Annotated in this window: 16 protein-coding genes; 8 read left to right on the top strand and 8 right to left on the bottom strand. The window is 44.8% G+C overall.

The genetic code is table 11. From position 1 onward, the window contains the following. Positions 1–1,116, bottom strand: a complete 1,116-nt coding sequence (gene citZ, locus ACRC6Q_RS08815; protein WP_431466331.1) for a citrate synthase — start codon at positions 1,114–1,116, stop codon at positions 1–3. Between the two features lie 528 nt (positions 1,117–1,644). On the opposite strand from citZ, the gene ACRC6Q_RS08820 reads away from it, so the two are divergent. Continuing rightward, on the top strand, positions 1,645–2,940 hold the full coding sequence (locus ACRC6Q_RS08820; RefSeq protein ID WP_431466332.1) for an L-lactate MFS transporter: 1,296 nt from the start codon (positions 1,645–1,647) through the stop codon (positions 2,938–2,940). Between the two features lie 296 nt (positions 2,941–3,236). Here the strand turns inward: ACRC6Q_RS08820 and pgeF are convergent, their stop codons facing one another. The 3 genes from pgeF to ACRC6Q_RS08835 form a co-directional block, all read right to left on the bottom strand. Then, positions 3,237–3,995, bottom strand: coding sequence for a peptidoglycan editing factor PgeF (gene pgeF / locus ACRC6Q_RS08825; protein WP_431466333.1), 759 nt, complete (start codon positions 3,993–3,995; stop codon positions 3,237–3,239). Positions 3,996–4,130: 135 nt separating this feature from the next. Continuing rightward, positions 4,131–5,261 (bottom strand): alanine dehydrogenase, encoded by a 1,131-nt coding sequence (gene ald / locus ACRC6Q_RS08830; protein WP_431466334.1) that lies wholly within the window; start codon positions 5,259–5,261, stop codon positions 4,131–4,133. A gap of 120 nt (positions 5,262–5,381) precedes the next feature. After that, a complete protein-coding gene (locus ACRC6Q_RS08835; protein WP_431466335.1) occupies positions 5,382–6,623 on the bottom strand; it encodes a PucR family transcriptional regulator in 1,242 nt (413 codons plus the stop codon). Positions 6,624–6,901: 278 nt separating this feature from the next. Between ACRC6Q_RS08835 and ACRC6Q_RS08840 the strand changes: the two genes are divergently transcribed. Then, positions 6,902–7,366, top strand: a complete 465-nt coding sequence (locus tag ACRC6Q_RS08840; RefSeq protein WP_431466336.1) for a macro domain-containing protein — start codon at positions 6,902–6,904, stop codon at positions 7,364–7,366. Between the two features lie 88 nt (positions 7,367–7,454). Here ACRC6Q_RS08840 and ACRC6Q_RS08845 read toward each other — a convergent pair whose 3' ends face one another. Beyond that, the gene (locus ACRC6Q_RS08845; RefSeq protein WP_431466337.1) at positions 7,455–8,309 is read right to left on the bottom strand and encodes a metallophosphoesterase family protein; all 855 of its coding nucleotides are present in this window, start codon (positions 8,307–8,309) and stop codon (positions 7,455–7,457) included. Between the two features lie 104 nt (positions 8,310–8,413). Further along, the gene (locus ACRC6Q_RS08850) at positions 8,414–9,100 is read right to left on the bottom strand and encodes a GIY-YIG nuclease family protein (protein WP_223638549.1); all 687 of its coding nucleotides are present in this window, start codon (positions 9,098–9,100) and stop codon (positions 8,414–8,416) included. Positions 9,101–9,649: 549 nt separating this feature from the next. On the opposite strand from ACRC6Q_RS08850, the gene ACRC6Q_RS08855 reads away from it, so the two are divergent. From ACRC6Q_RS08855 to ACRC6Q_RS08875, 5 genes are all read left to right on the top strand, one after another. Next, entirely contained in the window at positions 9,650–10,141 is a 492-nt protein-coding gene (locus ACRC6Q_RS08855; RefSeq protein WP_223638551.1) for a DUF1648 domain-containing protein, read from the top strand. A 184-nt stretch (positions 10,142–10,325) separates the two neighbouring features. Continuing rightward, a complete protein-coding gene (locus tag ACRC6Q_RS08860) occupies positions 10,326–10,922 on the top strand; it encodes a TetR/AcrR family transcriptional regulator (protein WP_223638553.1) in 597 nt (198 codons plus the stop codon). A 357-nt stretch (positions 10,923–11,279) separates the two neighbouring features. After that, complete coding sequence (locus ACRC6Q_RS08865; RefSeq protein WP_223638556.1) at positions 11,280–12,752, top strand: PTS mannitol transporter subunit IICB; 1,473 nt, start codon at positions 11,280–11,282, stop codon at positions 12,750–12,752. A 43-nt stretch (positions 12,753–12,795) separates the two neighbouring features. Beyond that, positions 12,796–13,233, top strand: coding sequence for a PTS sugar transporter subunit IIA (locus ACRC6Q_RS08870; RefSeq protein ID WP_431466338.1), 438 nt, complete (start codon positions 12,796–12,798; stop codon positions 13,231–13,233). Further along, positions 13,234–14,382 carry a mannitol-1-phosphate 5-dehydrogenase gene (locus tag ACRC6Q_RS08875; RefSeq protein ID WP_431466339.1) on the top strand — a complete coding sequence of 383 codons (1,149 nt, stop codon included), beginning with the start codon at positions 13,234–13,236 and terminating at the stop codon, positions 14,380–14,382. Positions 14,383–14,748: 366 nt separating this feature from the next. Here the strand turns inward: ACRC6Q_RS08875 and ACRC6Q_RS08880 are convergent, their stop codons facing one another. Together ACRC6Q_RS08880 and ACRC6Q_RS08885 are read right to left on the bottom strand one after the other, a co-directional pair. Further along, positions 14,749–14,946 (bottom strand): hypothetical protein, encoded by a 198-nt coding sequence (locus ACRC6Q_RS08880; protein WP_223638565.1) that lies wholly within the window; start codon positions 14,944–14,946, stop codon positions 14,749–14,751. A gap of 236 nt (positions 14,947–15,182) precedes the next feature. Next, a complete protein-coding gene (locus tag ACRC6Q_RS08885; protein ID WP_223638569.1) occupies positions 15,183–15,815 on the bottom strand; it encodes a TetR/AcrR family transcriptional regulator in 633 nt (210 codons plus the stop codon). Between the two features lie 205 nt (positions 15,816–16,020). On the opposite strand from ACRC6Q_RS08885, the gene ACRC6Q_RS08890 reads away from it, so the two are divergent. After that, positions 16,021–16,758 carry an SDR family oxidoreductase gene (locus ACRC6Q_RS08890; RefSeq protein WP_223638572.1) on the top strand — a complete coding sequence of 246 codons (738 nt, stop codon included), beginning with the start codon at positions 16,021–16,023 and terminating at the stop codon, positions 16,756–16,758. Positions 16,759–16,780: the final 22 nt, after the last annotated feature.

The following is a 16,780-nucleotide window of genomic DNA, read 5'->3' on the forward strand; positions in this document are numbered from 1 at the left end:
TTATCTTTCTTCAACCGGCACATACGTCTGCATGCCAGGCCCGATGTATTCCGCGCGCGGGCGGATCAGGCGGTTGTCTGCGTACTGCTCAAGGATATGCGCCAGCCAGCCGGATGTGCGGGAAACCGCAAAGATCGGCGTGAACAGGTCATGTTCGATGTTCAGGCTGTGGTAGACCGAAGCCGAGTAGAAATCCACGTTCGGCGGAAGGTTTTTCTGGCCTGTGACGATGTCGTCGATTTTCACCGACATGTCGTACCATTTTTCTTCGCCGCGGATCTTCGTCAGTTTCTGGGACATTTCACGCAGATGCTTCGCACGCGGGTCGCCCTTGCGGTAGACGCGGTGGCCGAAGCCCATGATTTTCTCTTTGTTCGCCAATTTTTCGGTGATGACCTTCTCTACGTTGTCGACCGAGCCGATTTCCGTGAGCATCTTCATCACTTGTTCGTTGGCGCCGCCGTGAAGCGGGCCTTTCAATGCGCCGATGGCCGCTGTCACGCCGGAATAGACGTCAGACAGCGTCGCCACTGCGACACGCGCCGTGAACGTCGAAGCGTTCAATTCGTGGTCGGCGTGGAGCACAAGGGCTTTGTTGAAGGCTTCCTCTTCGATCGCTTCCGGCAATTCGCCGGACAGCATGTACAGGAAGTTGGCTGCGAAGCTCAGGTCCGTTTTCGGTGCGACCGGTTCCTGGCCGTTGCGGATGCGGCCGAAGGCCGTCACCAGCGTCGAAATCTTCGCCTGGATTTTGATGGCTTTGTTGTAATTCGCTTCCGGTTCCATCACTTCCGCCTGTTCGTCGAACAAGCCGAGCATGGACACCGCGGTGCGAAGAGCCGCCATCGGGTGGACGTTCTTGATGTCATATGTCTTGAAATGATCCAGCACAGCTTGTGGCACGGCCATGTTGTCCGCCAATTGCTGCTTCAGTTCCGCCAGTTCATCCGCTTTTGGCAGGCGCTGGTGCCAAAGCAGGTAGATCACTTCTTCAAAGCTTGCGTTAACGGCCAAGTCATCGATATCGTAGCCGACGTATGTAAGTGTGTCATCAATGATCGAGCTGATGGCGGATTGGGTTGCTACTACGCCTTCTAAACCTTTAGTTGTTGTCATAAGATAAATCTCTCCTCAGTAATTTTTTAAGTTTTGGCTGACCCGATTATGCCGGTGCTCTGATTTGCAGGAATAATCAGTTAAGCGTTTTCATTTGAATGATTTCGACATGTTCTACTGGGTCAATACCGCTACTCGGGGTAACTGTGACTATTCTGTGTTATTTATTTACTTTAACTTATCTGCCTGATAAAACAGTTTTATATGGCTGTGATTGCTTATATATTGTCTAAAGCAGAATAATAGATGTTTGAAAGAGAGTATTTTTACATTCGAGATGAATTCATAACACAGAAAAACCAGGAAAACAATGGAATTTGTTTTTTCTGTAATATTTCGTTATTTTTCAAAAAAATTTTTTTGGACAATCAAACCTTACAGCCGCAAGGCTTGATAAGCAGGAAAACAAGAGTTTGAAAATACAAATTTTAAAAACGCCCTTGTGTTATTTTGGAATAACATATATTCTCTGTAGAATCGCTTCTCAGCTGATGAAGCAGATAAAAACGGTTTAAAGGAGGACTTTTGATGAGTAAAACAAAAAACAGATGGCTGATTGCTTTGGCAGCCATAGCGATTCAACTTTCGATCGGGGCGGCTTATGCATATAGCGTCTACACAACACCGATCAGCGACGAAATGGGATGGGCACCTAAAGAAATTACATACGCCTTTACGATCATGATGGCACTCGGTGGTATTTCGGCAGCCTTCTTCGGAGGGTTTGTGGAAAAGAATGGCCCTCGAAAGTCAGCAATTGTAGCAGCATTACTATTCGGTTTCGGACAGGCCGGCGCTGGATTTGCCGTTCAAATCGATTCGTTGGTATTATTCCTGCTTACATATGGTTTGTTAAGCGGTCTTGGCTTAGGTGTAGGCTATATCGCACCTATCTCCACCCTTGTTAAATGGTTCCCGGACCGCAGAGGATTGGCTACTGGGATGGCAGTTATGGGCTTTGGTGCCGGTGCATTGATCACCGCTCCGGTTGCTGCAAACTTAATGGGATCCTTTGGGGTCAGCACTACGTTCTATATCCTAGGAATCAGTTATTTCATCCTGATCGTATTGGGTGCATCTTATATTGCTCCACCGCCGAAAGACTGGATGCCAGCTGGTATGCAGCAGGCTATCGATTCCGGCAAAAAAGTGATGAAAAAAGACTTAGCGCAGTTGTCGGCCAGAGAAGCTGTGAAAACGCGCCGTTTCTGGATGCTTTGGTCAATGATGCTGATTAATGTCAGTGCCGGCATCATGATCATTTCAGTTGCTTCACCAATGTCGCAGGAAATGATGGGACTTTCAGCAGCTGGTGCTGCTACGTTAGTAGGCATCATGGGAATTTTCAATGGTGGAGGCAGACTAGGATGGGCTGCACTTTCCGATTACATCGGACGCCCAACAATCTTCACGATTTTCTTTGTACTGGAAATCGCAGCTTTCACTATGCTTCCGAATATCACCAATGTACTGATTTTCCAAGCATTGATTTTAATTATTGTCAGCTGTTATGGTGGTGGTTTCTCTAATCTGCCAGCGTATATCGGCGATTTATTTGGAACGAAGCAATTGGGCGCAATTCACGGCTACTTATTGACGACATGGTCACTGGGTGGCATCATCGGACCGGCAATCGTTTCGCAAATCCGGGAGCAGACAGACAGTTATGTGCCGGTGTTCTACGTCTTCATTGTTTTGGCATCTATCGCATTTCTGATTTCGCTGTTGATCCGTTGGGACATTAAGCGAGTTGAGGGGCTTCAGGATCCGCATAAGGAGAACGTCTCTTCTAAAGGACTTAACTTACAAGAAGGAAATAACTAATAAAATTGATTCTAAAGAATCATTTTAGCCTATAAAAAATGAATAATTAGTTGTGTATTAAAAGAAAGAAATTTCCCTCAATTACTACAGATGAAACAAAAAAAGTCGCATCCGATTACCTTAATAGGTTTCGGATGCGACTTTTTTTATAGTGAAATCTCCAAGAAAACCGGATGCCAGCATAGTTACAGAACGCGGAAGAGGAGTCCCGGATAACAAAATCAGATGGAGGAGAACTCTCATTTTTTTGACTAATAATCCTGGATCATCTCCTCAATTTTTCAACAGCCAAATAATCATTTTTTCATTACGAAAATCAGATGTCTACCGCTTTCTCTGTCCTGCCGATAGGAGAAGCCTTTCGGGCTTGAAAATGTGCAGGTCGGATCAATGGAGATCTGTTCAGTCGGAACGCCGGCAAGCTCACATTGCTTTTTTACCGTAGCTTGGTTGTCGATATGGTATTTGTTTGTGGCATTATTGAATTCGATAAATTCGCTGGCGTAGCCAAGCAGAGCGAACTTCAAGTAGACATCCTGATCGACTTCAAACTTTTGCTGGCTGATGGCTGCGCCAATCTGGATTTCCATATCGGAAGGATTGCAGTTCTCAACTTGGATCAACTGCTGAAGCAATTTGAGTGTAATTTCTTTGATGGTGCCTTGCCAGCCGGAGTGTACAACCCCGACCATTCCGGTTTTCCTGTCACGGATGATGACAGGTACACAATCAGCTGCGAAGCTGCATAAGACCAGTCCGCTCTCATCGGTATATAAGGCATCCGTATCGGGGAAGGCACCCTCGGTATCATATGCACCACGGCCTTTGTCCTTACTCGACACGCGCTGGAAATTGGCGCTGTGGGTCTGTTGCGTACAAATAAAATCGGCGAGTGAAACATTCAGGAGTTCCGCTAATTTCTCCCGGTTCGCCAAAATCGTTTGTGGATTTTCACAGGCATGTAAGGCCATATTGTTGTGTTCAGGTTCTGCGATATCTTTTTCCGTCATGCCGGAAATGAATTGTTCGTCATTTACATAAACTTTTGCTTTCATTTTCATCACCTTTCCTAAATATAGAACAATAAAAATTGGATGTACAGGGAAGAGGGAGACCGGATTGGAGTTTTGGATACAAAAAATAGCCCTGCCGTTGCCAGCAGGCAACGGAGGACTTTCTTTCAGGTATTCTTATACCAATGATGCCGGCTTAGCGAGAGCTTCATCGACAGAAACAAAATCAAACCCAAGGTCTTTGGCAACAGCTTCATAGGTCACACTGCCGTTTGCTGTATTGACACCCAGTTTCAATGCCGGGTTTTGTGCGACTGCTTGTTGAACGCCTTTATTGGCCATCTGAAGTGCATAGCCGACTGTGACATTCGTCAAAGCAATCGTTGATGTGCGTGGAACAGCGCCAGGCATATTCGCAACGGCGTAATGAACCACTTCATGTTTTACATATGTTGGATCATCGTGTGTGCTGATACGGTCTGTCGTTTCAAAAATTCCGCCTTGGTCGATGGCGATGTCTACAATAACAGAACCCGGGTTCATGGATTGGACCATTTCTTCAGATACCAATTTAGGTGCTTTAGATCCTGGAATCAATACAGCGCCGATAACCAGATCGGATTCTTTGACTGCTTCTGCGATATTGAATGGATTGGAAATCAATGTAGTAACATCCGTTCCAAAAATATCATCCAATTGACGAAGGCGTTCCGGGCTCAAATCGATGACAGTCACTTGCGCGCCAAGGCCGATCGCCATTTTCGCTGCATTTGTTCCTGCAACACCACCGCCGATGATTGTCACTTTGCCGCGTTGTACACCCGGTACTCCGGATAACAGGATTCCTTTGCCGCCATAAACTTTTTCAAGGAATTGTGCGCCGACTTGAGCAGCCATTCTTCCCGCCACTTCACTCATTGGCGTCAATAGTGGAAGCGTACGGTTAACTGATACCGTTTCATAGGCAACTGCAGTTACTTTGCTGTCAACCAACGCTTGTGTTAACGCAGGTTCCGCTGCAAGATGCAGGTAAGTGAATAACAAAAGGTCTTCACGGAAGTACTTGTATTCAGAAGCAACGGGCTCTTTAACCTTCATGACCATTTCTGCAGACCAGGCTTCCTGGGCTGTTTCAACCATCTTCGCACCAGTCGCTGTGTAATCAGCGTCTGTAAAGCTGCTTCCAAGGCCTGCACCTGCTTCGATGATAACTTGATGTCCGGCTCTTACAAACGCGTCGACACCAGCTGGAGTGATGGCCACTCGGTTTTCGTTGTTTTTGATTTCTTTTGGAATTCCAATAATCATTTTTCTTCCCCCTATAAAACGAATAGTGTAGATATCCATAAGTATAGCGGGAAGCCTATGATTCTTCATTGTATGAAATGAAGAAAGAAAGCGGTTTCTTTTGTGAAATTTCACAAAAGTTTATTTGTTGCCCAGTTTTCGAGCTTTCAAATCCAAGTATATGCCCATTTTTTCATGGACATTGGTCATGCGGATTCCGCCTATTTCCGAAATGCGTTTAATCCGGTAATGAAGTGTATTGGTATGGACAAACAACTTTTTTGCAGCATCGTTCATATTGCTGTCCTGCTGGATAAAAACCTCCAGTGTTTTCAACAGATTGGACTTGTGCTGGTTATCATAAGCCTCCAGTTTCGCAATGGCTGGATGTTCATAACGTTCGGTACGCAGATCTTTTTGCAGTTTGTCCAAATACCTGAAAACCCCGAGCTGGCGAAAATGGAACACATCCTCCAGTTCCTCCGGAAAAAAGTCTTTCATCTTCAACACTTTTTGCGCTTCCTGATAGCTCGTCTCTACTTTGCCGAAATCGCTGTAACTTGTTCCGGCACTTCCTTTAACGCCAGAGATTGAAAAGCGATTGGCCATTTCAGAAATAAAGAATGCAATAAAGTCTTCAAAGGCTTTGTCATCGGATTGTGTCGGATGAGGAGAAGCGATGAGGATCAATTCCTCTTCCATGATCACCAAAAAATGATTGGTGATCTTTTGGCTAGTCGTAATCAAATAGGAAATTTGCTCTTCCATTTTTCGTGTAATACTTTGATCGAAACGGAAGGCGAGTACAGTGAAGCAATCTGGTTTTTTCAGATTCAACTCATCAAATTTATCATGGATTTCTTCTAAGGTTTTATATTGGCCGGTCAAAAGCTTCCAGAGGAAATCCTGGTAATTCTCTTCTTTCCGCTTGCGGTTCTGATGCAGCTTGGACATTAAGGGGGTAGCAGCTGCAGCGGCATCCTTCAACAAATCCAATTGTGCATCAGTCAATTTCTTCCCGCCTTCAACTACCCAGATATACCCTAGAATTTCATTGTTTTTCCGGATGGCAATCGCGACGCGGTCACGAAGTCCGATGTCTTCAATGTGAGGAATGCGCAAAGCCGAATCCGATTTCATCAATTTCGGGATGACCCCTTCTTTCCAAAGGCGATTGATGACTCGTTCGGGCACACGCTGGGAGATAATGGTGCCGATGCGGGCAGAATCGGTGTCATCTTCATGGGAGCTATACGCATGCAGGCGATGGTTTGTATCTTCAATCGTAGCTGGGCACAGTAAATTTTCCTGAATGCTGTCGACCAATTCTTTCAGGTCAAAGAATGATTTCTTAAATGGATTTTCATATGGCATTTCGTACATGGAGCAGCTCCTTTGACGGTCTTTTCAACTCACAACCGTATTCATTGATCTCTATACTTTAGTATAACGAAAAACAACATCTTACTCTAGCGGAGTTGGGGAAGCTGAGTGTATTTGCGCAGAAAATAGCAATTGGTGCTGATGCTTTATATCTTTTTTGGCAGGGTATAGGGTAAAAAGAGATGGTTTTTAGAGATGGGGAATACTGTTTGGGCAACGCTGGCGGTAACTTAGGCTGGGTAAGAGTTTTATGGAAAAACTCGAGGGGGGTGTAAATCATGCCATTGGAAATTGTACGAGAGGATATCACCAAGGTAAATGCGGATGCGATTGTCAATGCCGCAAACTCGGAACTGCAGATGGGCGGTGGGGTCTGCGGCGCCATTTTTCGTGCAGCTGGCGCGGAACAATTGCAAAAAGCCTGTGATGAAATAGGGCATTGCCCTGTAGGAGCCGCGGTTTTTACCGATAGTTTCCGGCTGCCCTCGAAATACATTATCCATACAGCCGGACCGATTTGGCAGGGTGGAAATGAGGGAGAAGAAGAATTATTGCGTTCCTGCTACCGCAACACATTGGAATTGGCAGTGTCACTTGAATGCGAGTCGGTCGCTTTTCCACTGATTTCTTCAGGGATTTATGGCTATCCGAAAGAACAAGCCAAACAGGTCGCTGTTTCAGAAATCGAGAAATTTCTACAAGAGCATGAAATGACGATTTATTTGGTGCTGTTCGACAAATGAACGGTGAACCACACCAAAATGGAAAAGATGAAAACAAGCCGCAGCTCCCGTGGGGAGTTGCGGCTTGTTTGGATAGTTTGGAGCTATATCATTTCTCTACAGAAGTGAGGATTTCGGTTTCAACCAGCGGAATGGCGTACTTGACATCAGCCGCGGTTCCTAAGGGATAAGGGTTCAGCCGGAAATGATCGATGGCATCTCCGATGGCTTGTGCATTCCCGTGCAGCTGCAAATCAGCAAAAGATATATAATCGATGGATAGCAAGGATTCGGAAACCTCGATTAGGCGGACAGCCTGTTCATCGAGCACTGCCGCAAGCTGAAGAAATGTCCAGTTTTCACGTGCAGCAATGGAGTTGAAGTGGTTATGGCCGTTGACGTACAGACCGGCGCCTTGTTTTTCGGATAGGATGTCCCACATCGGAATATCAGGATGGATGCAGCGCTTATCTTTGGTGGAGTTTTTGGTGGTGCCGTGAATTGGGTGATGTCCGAATACGATCAGCGGTCGGTTTTCGGCTTCTTTAACCACTGCCGATAGCCAGTTTTGCTGCAGCGGATCCAAGGTTCCGCCCCAATGGGCATGATTTTTTTCCTGTGCAGTATCCAAAAATGCCAGTACAACTGAATCGGTTGAAACTTGATGGAAACGATGCTGGCGCGTAATGGCCAATACTTCTTTCCGGGTCAGCCCGTAGACATCATGGTTTCCAAGAACATGCTTAAATGGCTTGCCGTGTTTCTTGATGATGGAATAGACATCCGCCAGTTCGTCCTGCGTGCCGAAATTAGTCAAATCACCGATTGATACATAAAGGTCTGCAGGAATTGAAAAGAATTCCTCCAGGAAAACCTCGTAAAATCTTTTTCGGTCCTTTTCGATAAAGGAATAGGATTCTTTCAAAGCCGGATAATGCAAATCACCGATCACCGCAATTTTCATCTGCTGTTCCGCCCCTTTCAATCTTTTCTAAATCCAGTATCCCAAAAGATTGTTGAGCTGCTTTTAAGCAGATGTTAAGATTTACATTCCGCTCAATAAGGACATTATTTTGCTTTAAGGATGCCGCTCTCTACGAGATTGTTTAAGGCGCCGATATTTTTAAACCGGAAATAACCACTCAATCTGTTCAAGTCTTTTTGGGTCCAAGCTGTATATGCTGTACTCAACTCATAGTCCTGCTCGAGTTTCAGCACCAAAGTTTTGGCGAATTCAATTTGTTTTTGTGTCAGTGGCTTTTCCTCACTTTTAGCTTTATTGGCGGAAAGTTGCTTGGTGACTTCGGAAGGGGAAATGATGGTTTTTTGGATAGCTTCGGTATAGAATCCTTTTTTTATCCAGGATAGATCTTCCCGTGTCAGGCTGAACCATTCGCCTTCAAGGCGCTTGTCTGAAAAATGCTGGTGAAAGGCGCTTTCCGTTTGATGATGATCTGCAGTTTTAATAAGGAAAATCAATTTGTTTTCAAATGGGAGTTTGACATTGAAGACATTCATTCGTCTGTCGATTTGCTTGGTTTTGCCTATTTTAAACGAGCCGGTCATGTACTCCTGTACGAAATATACATAGCCGGGAGCTTTCCCTGGCTGTGCAGGAAGTTGGATGATCCGATCAAGTTCCTGTTGATTGGATTCAAAAAGATAAATTTTGTTAGAGTCTATTTTAGGGGATGAGATTTGCGGGATAGGATTTTCTGGTTGTTTTGCAAACTTACTGAAAAAACTTTTGAACATGAGTGATGCCTCCTAAAGGCCGATTGAAGAATCTGGGCTTTCCATTTATTATAATATAAGTAAGCTGGTTTTAGAGGATGTAAATGTGAAAAATGTAAATTACTTAACTATCCAGGATATGTTTGGAAGACGAGTCTGAAAAATCTCTTGAATGCCTAGTGGAATTACATAGAAAATCTTTGCCTCTTTAAAGTTGTGGCAAGGTGGTTGTGTCTTAAAAAAACACAGCGGGAATTAGGCGTACATCAATAGTTTAAAGAGAATTTTCAGCTGCGAAGCGGTAGGGAAGCAGAATGGAATCAATTTTCAATTCGAAACCGATTTCAAAAGTAAAGATATATCAGCAGATCTTTTATTGCTATTCAATTTGCTTTAGACAATCGTATCGTAGTGGAGGGATCCAGTAGAGCTAACTCTTTTTAAAATTATATGGCTTAACTCTATGCGCCTACACATATAACCGTTCTTTTATTGCGTTCTTGAAAGCTTGACACAACTGGGTTTTTCTTTTTTTTTTGAAAAAAACAATGAAGAGGGGAGGGGACTTTAGTGAAGAACCAACCGAAAATAGAAATACCAGGTTCAGTTCTTGAGGCATTTCTGAATGCTGTCTCTGTACTGGTCTTTTTAATGATGTTCGTCTATCTGCTATTTCACTATAATGCGTTGCCTGACCAAGTACCGAGCCACTATAACGCTGCAGGTGAACCCGACGGCTGGGGCAGGAAAACGGAGCTATTTCTTCTGCCGATAATCGCAGCAGCATTATGGAGCGGTATGACAGTTCTTGAAAAGTATCCGCATAGTTATAACTACCTAAACCTGACAGAAGAGAATATAGAGGCACAATACAGTAATGGCCGGTTAATGATCAATGTACTGAAAAACGAAATCAGTATCCTTTTCAGTTTCATCACTGTCCAGTCGGTTCGAGTGGCTACGGGTGCTGCAGATGGTCTGGGGAGCTTCTTTATGCCCGTCTTCTTGACAGTAATACTAGTCACAGGTATTTATTTCATCGGACGCATGCTGCGAAATTAGTTTTTCCACATCCAAAGCATACTATACACAGTTGCGCACAGATAAAGTAGGTTATCCACAGTGTCTGAAAGTTGTTAATATTTTGGTAATACAGTCGTATCAACAAAATAAAAGGTGAAAAACCATCCTAACACAGTCGTATTAAAAAGATTGAAAATTATTATTATTCTGATAATATAAAGCTATGCCAAAACTTATCGATTCAAACGAAAGAAAACAGTTAATTGCCGAAGCCACTTGGAAAATCATGCTTGAACATGGGATGGAAGCGGCATCCTCACGGAATATAGCAAAGGAGGCCGGTTTGTCATTGGGTGCATTGCGTTATTATTTTTCATCTCAGGAAGAATTGATGCTTTATGCAGAAGCATTGATTTTTGAACGGCTGACTGATAAAACAAGTGAAATATTCCAGCAAGAACAGACTCCGCTGGAGAAAATCATTGCTGTGTTGATGGTGTTTCTGCCTGCTGCTGATGAGCTGGAGGTTGAAGCCAAGGTCAGGCTGATCTTTAAGCTTCAGGGAGGACATAGCAGGAAGGGATACCGCGAAGGTCAGGATGTAGCCATGCAGGCGATCAAAAACGTTATGTCTAATTTAATCTTACTGAATTTGTTGAAGAAAGAGCTGGACGTTCCGCTTGAAACAAATAGATTGATCAACCTGCTGGACGGGATGGTGTTGGATGCATTGGTCAGGCCCGAGTATTCGGGCAGGGAACAGCAACGGAAAATGATCGTTTATCATTTGCAGGGGATCTGCAAGGAACCGGTCGGCTGATAAAATATGTCAGCGGCGAAGACACCTCTCCTGTCTTCGCCGCTGGCATTTTGTTTTGCATACTTATAAATGATTACTCTTGTGAAAACTGATTATTCAGAAAAAACTAACATTTTTGGCTAGGAATATGCTACCATTTAAATAAAGTCTTAGGGTTTTCCAGCTTGCTATTCTTCCTTCCTATAGAAAGAGGTGAGAACCGATGTGGCAACAGAACATCAGGATAAGCTGAACAGAAGCAGTCATCCAACACCTAACTTCATAGAGCATACGGCATACGAACTTCATCATGTAAGTACAAACCTCATCATTTACCCTGTTATTTTTTGTGACTAATATCAGAAGAGAGGGATTCATATGGCTGAAGGTAAAAATCGTGCACGGATCCAACGTTTCGGAAGTCATTTAAGCGGGATGATCATGCCGAACATCGGCGCGTTCATCGCATGGGGACTTATCACGGCATTATTCATTCCAGATGGATGGCTGCCTTACGAGCCGCTGGCGGCATTGGTCGGTCCGATGATCACGTATCTCCTTCCATTATTGATCGGCTTTACCGGTGGACGGCTCGTCTATGACTTCAGGGGCGGCGTACTGGGTGCGACTGCTACGATGGGCGTTATTGTTGGTGCTGATATTCCCATGTTCCTCGGCGCCATGATCATGGGGCCGTTGGCAGGTTATCTAATGAAGAAAGTGGACCAGCTTTTCCTGGACAAAATACGTGCCGGATTTGAAATGCTCTATAATAATTTCTCAGCTGGCATCTTGGGTGCAATTCTGGCAGGCATCGCGGTACTCGGAGTTGGACCGATTGTTAACTCCCTGACCAATAGCCTGGCAGCAGGAGTTGAGGTCATCGTCAATAACGGGCTTTTGCCTTTGGCGAGCATCATCATTGAGCCTGCTAAGATCCTGTTCCTGAATAATGCGATCAACCACGGGCTGTTGAGTCCGCTTGGAGTTGAACAAGCGGCATCGAATGGCAAGTCGATTTTGTTCCTACTGGAGACCAATCCGGGACCCGGACTCGGGATTTTGCTGGCTTTCAGTATTTTCGGAAAAGGGATATCCAAAAGCTCAGCACCTGGCGCAGCCATTATCCAGTTTCTCGGTGGTATCCATGAAATCTATTTCCCTTACGTTCTAATGAAGCCACTATTGCTGTTGGCTGTCATCGGCGGTGGGATGAGCGGTGTTTTCACCTTTGTCCTGCTGGATGCAGGATTAGTGGCCACACCATCACCGGGCAGTATTTTTGCCCTTCTCGCTTTGACGCCGCAAGGAAACTACGTCGGCGTGGTACTCGGTGTAATTGTTGCCGCAGCCGTCTCGTTCACTATCGCGTCGCTTGTCCTGAAAACCACCAAGGATGTGGAAGAGGACCTGACAGCTGCAACCGGTAAAATGGAGGAAATGAAAGGCAAAAAGAGCACAGCGGCTGGATACTTGGCGCCTCAGGCAGCCCAAGGACCGACAGCCACTTCTGATGGAGATGTCCTTCAGGAAGGCGCTGTAGTGACTTCCGACCCTCATATGAAAGAAGCGGATCAGGTGCGTCGTGTCGTCTTCGCCTGTGATGCGGGTATGGGGTCCAGTGCCATGGGCGCTTCCTTGCTGAAAAATAAGTTCAAGAAAGAAAACATTGATATACCGGTCACCAACACCGCCATCAGCCAGTTGCCGGACGATGCAGATATCGTTGTCACCCACAAAGATCTGACGCCGCGTGCAAAAGAAAAATTGCCGCAGGCGGAACATATTTCAGTGGAGAATTTCATGAATAGTCCGGAATACGACAAGCTGGCACAGCGTTTAAAAAAATAAGCACTGATAGGAAATCATAAAAAACAAATCGGGAGTGATGATGATGGCCAAAGCAGTATTGAAAAGGGAAAATATTAAATTGAATGTCCCCATATCTACGATGGAGGAAGGAATTCGGTATACCGGAGGAATCTTGGTAGATAACGGCTATGTGGATGCAGCATATGTCGACAAAATGCTTGAACGGGAAGGCATGGCTTCCACTTTCATGGGGAATAGCCTGGCAATTCCCCATGGCACAGAAGATGCCAAAGCCAACGTCCTGGAAACCGGCATTTCGGTAGTCACTGTACAGGAAGGAGTCGATTTTGGCAGCGGCAATATCGCAAAAATCCTGATCGGCATTGCCGGAAGGAACAATGAGCATCTGGAGATTCTCTCCAATATAGCGATTGTCTGTTCAGAGGAGGAAAATATCGACAAGATCCTCAATGCAACTTCGGAAGATGAAATCATGGATTTGTTCAGTGAGGTGAGCTGAATGCAAGCGGTTCATTTCGGGGCTGGCAATATTGGCAGGGGATTTATCGGAGCATTATTAGATGAATCGGGCTATGAAACGATTTTTCTCGATGTCAACGGAGCGGTCATCGATGAGCTTAATACAAAACGCCAATACGATGTGAATTTACTGGGAAAGGAACAATCCGTCCAAACGGTCAAAAATGTCCGGGGCATCAATAGCCAGACGATGCTCGACCAAGCAGCGGAAGCCATCAGCAAGTCAGATCTGGTAACGGCTGCCGTGGGACCGAACGTGCTGTCAGCCATTTCCGGGTTGATTGCCGAGGGATTGAAGATTCGGTTACAGACCGATCCGGAACCATTGAATATTATAGCCTGTGAAAATATGATCAACGGAAGCTCTGCCTTAAAAGAACATGTCTATAAGCATTTAAGTGAATCGGAACAAAAGCAGGCGGATAAACTATTCGGCTTCCCGAACGCTGCGGTCGACAGGATTGTGCCTGACCAGTCCAATGAAAACGTGCTGGATGTTTCGGTTGAACCTTATTTTGAATGGGTGGTGGAGCGGCCGGCTGTCAAAGGCAGCGTCCCTGATATTAAAGGCATCACCTATGTAGACAAATTGACCCCTTATATAGAAAGAAAATTGTTCACCGTCAATACCGGTCATGCAGTTCCTGCCTATTTTGGCCGCTACAAAGGCCACCAGACGATTTTCGAAGCGATGCAGGATCCCGAAGTGGAGAAACTGCTTCAACAGACGCTGGCAGAAACAGGCGAAGTAGTAATCCGTGAACACGGCTTTGACCGTAGTGAACATGAGGCGTATACCCAAAAAATCATTGAACGCTTCCGCAATCCGCATATATCTGATCATGTTACGCGTGTAGGCAGAGGGCCGATCCGCAAGCTGGGCAAAAAAGACCGGTTGCTGCGGCCGGCGGTCCTTTATCAGCAATCCACCGGCAAAGAACCGGATGGCCTTGCCACAGTAATTGCGGCCGCTTTGCTATACCGCAGTGAAGAAGATGCAGAAGCAGTAAAACTAAGTGGAATGATTGCTGAAAAAGGTTATGAAGCGGCATTTCGGGAAGTTTCGGGAGTGGCGGAAGGCGACCCTTTAGTGTCCGTAGTGATGAAGAAACTGGAGTTAATGAGATAAAGAAAAGACAGCCTTGGTTTTCACCAGAGATCTCCCTTTTGTCTGTAATCCGCATATTCGCTGCCGAGGCAGCATCTCGAAGTGTGTATAAGCGAAATATATTTTAAAGAATTTTGATTTGTTAATAGTTTATTCACATTTGTTCTGTATACTGAGACTATGAAAAAGTCTTGGAGGTTGATGAAGATGAGCGGAACCTTATTTTATGTGAATCCCAAACCGAAAACAGCCCGTGAGATTGTTGAAAGCTTGAAAATCCGTGGAATTAAAGCGGAATTGTGTAAAAAAGCGGCCTGTTTGTAAGAAGTTCAAAAAAATCTCCAATGCCTGTATGGCATTGGAGATTTTTAGTTGGACTGGAAAATTTCAATAACTAAGCGCTTTTTCATACATCCATCTTTTTAAATTGCCGATTGAATTAAAAGAGATGGCTTCTCCTGTCCCCTTATGTTCCGCTTTCACGATGACGTCAAATTCATTGGGAGTGAATGACCAGCCATCTTCCACTAAAGCGCGCGCCATCTTCACAATCATGCTCGAGCCTTTTATTGAGTCTAAGTTCATTTTAACCATCTCCTTTTCTCGGTAGTTGCTTTTCATTATATTCTATTTGTCAGAATTTTAAAACTTTTATTCTCGAGATAAATGATGAAATAGGTTGATATGTGTTTTATTCTATTCCCAGCACTTTAAAAATCCAAACTTTACTTCTTGGTTCTGATTAAAAGAAGAAAGGCTTTGTCACAGAATTGTGACAAAGCCTTTCTTACGGAGAGAATACAATCAGTTTTGTGCAAACCCTATTTTTCTTTAGTCAACTGGCTGACGATGACCTCGACGACTTTGTCGATATAGGGGTCTTTGCTGGTTTTCAGTAAGGCAGGCGCAAATGTGCGGTACTTCATAATTTTATAGTAGCCGTACATACTGTCTTCCAAGTTTATGTTTTCATCTTCCAAAAATGAAGAGTTCAGTATTTTCCGCAGAGCGGCGTCGTCCTGAGCAATGATCAAAGAAGGATTAAGAAGATTGAAATCCCCATCGATCATGCCGTTTTCGTAAAAAGTATGAAGTGTTGAAATCCGTTCGTTTGCGAGCTTCAGCTTGCGTTCATATAAGGAAGGAAGAGTTATTTTCAATTCATTCAAGTAGATTTCAGAGGCGTAGACAGCGGAAAAGGCAGCCTGTTCAAAAACAGTCGGAAATCTCTGGTTATAGGCAAAACGTGGGTTATTGATGAAAGCATTGGTGTTTGTCAGGTAATCAATATAGATTTCGGTGACTTCCAGGATGATGTCTTCTTTTGATGCGAAAAAGTTATATAAGGAAGCCCGGCTGATTCCCATCAAACGTGCCAAATCCTGAATTGTTAAGGTGATGAAGCCTTTTGTCCGAACAGTCTCCATAATTTTCTCGGCATAGGACCGCCGCATTATCCGCCGCTCCTCCGGAGAGATTTTCCGCATACAAACACCCCCATCTTGTGAAAATTATAACACAGGAATCGGATCGAGACGGTCTATTTTTCAGGGTAATTTGTTTAGTTTGGCGGAGGAATCGGGTAAAGGATTAGGGTGCAATAATAATAGACTGATTTAAACCGAAATGTCTAAAGTCAAGAAATGGAGATGAACAGATATGACAATAGATAAAACCGCAATCGTGACAGGAGCAAGCAGTGGAATAGGGCAGGCTACCGCAAGGGAATTGGCTGCCAAGGGATATCATGTCCTGCTCGCTGCACGGCGCGAAGACCGACTGGTGGAACTGAAAAAGGAAATTGAACGTGATGGCGGATCAGCGGATTATAAAGTGACCGATGTGACTTCGGCTGATGAGATGAAAGCTTTAGTGGAAGCCGGTTTGGAGAAAACCGGTAAAATCGACGTGCTGGTGAATAACGCCGGACTTATGCCGCTATCATTTATGAATAAATTGAAAGTCGACGAATGGGATAGAATGGTCGATGTCAATATCAAAGGTGTCCTTTACGGGATTGCCGCAGTATTGCCGGTTATGGAGAAACAAAAATTTGGACATATCCTCAATGTCTCTTCAGTGGCAGGACATAGCGTTTCCAAAGGCAGTGCCGTATACAGCGGTACCAAATTCGCTGTTCGTGCCATTTCAGAGGGACTGCGCCAGGAAATCGACCCATCACATGAAATTCGCGTGACGATTGTTTCACCGGGTGCGGTGGAAACAGAATTGACCAGTACGATTACGGACGAAGATGTTTTGACTGCCTTTAAACAAGGCGGAGAGATGAAGATGCTTCAAGCACAGGATATTGCTAATGCAATCGCCTATGCGGTGGAACAGCCGGCACATGTCGATGTCAACGAAATCCTGATCCGCCCTAGACAACAGCCGTAAACTTTAGAGAATGGAGACGATC

Origin of the sequence: Planococcus sp. SE5232 (genome assembly GCF_050686535.1) — a bacterium.
In the GTDB taxonomy this organism is placed as follows: Bacteria; Bacillota; Bacilli; order Bacillales_A; family Planococcaceae; genus Planococcus.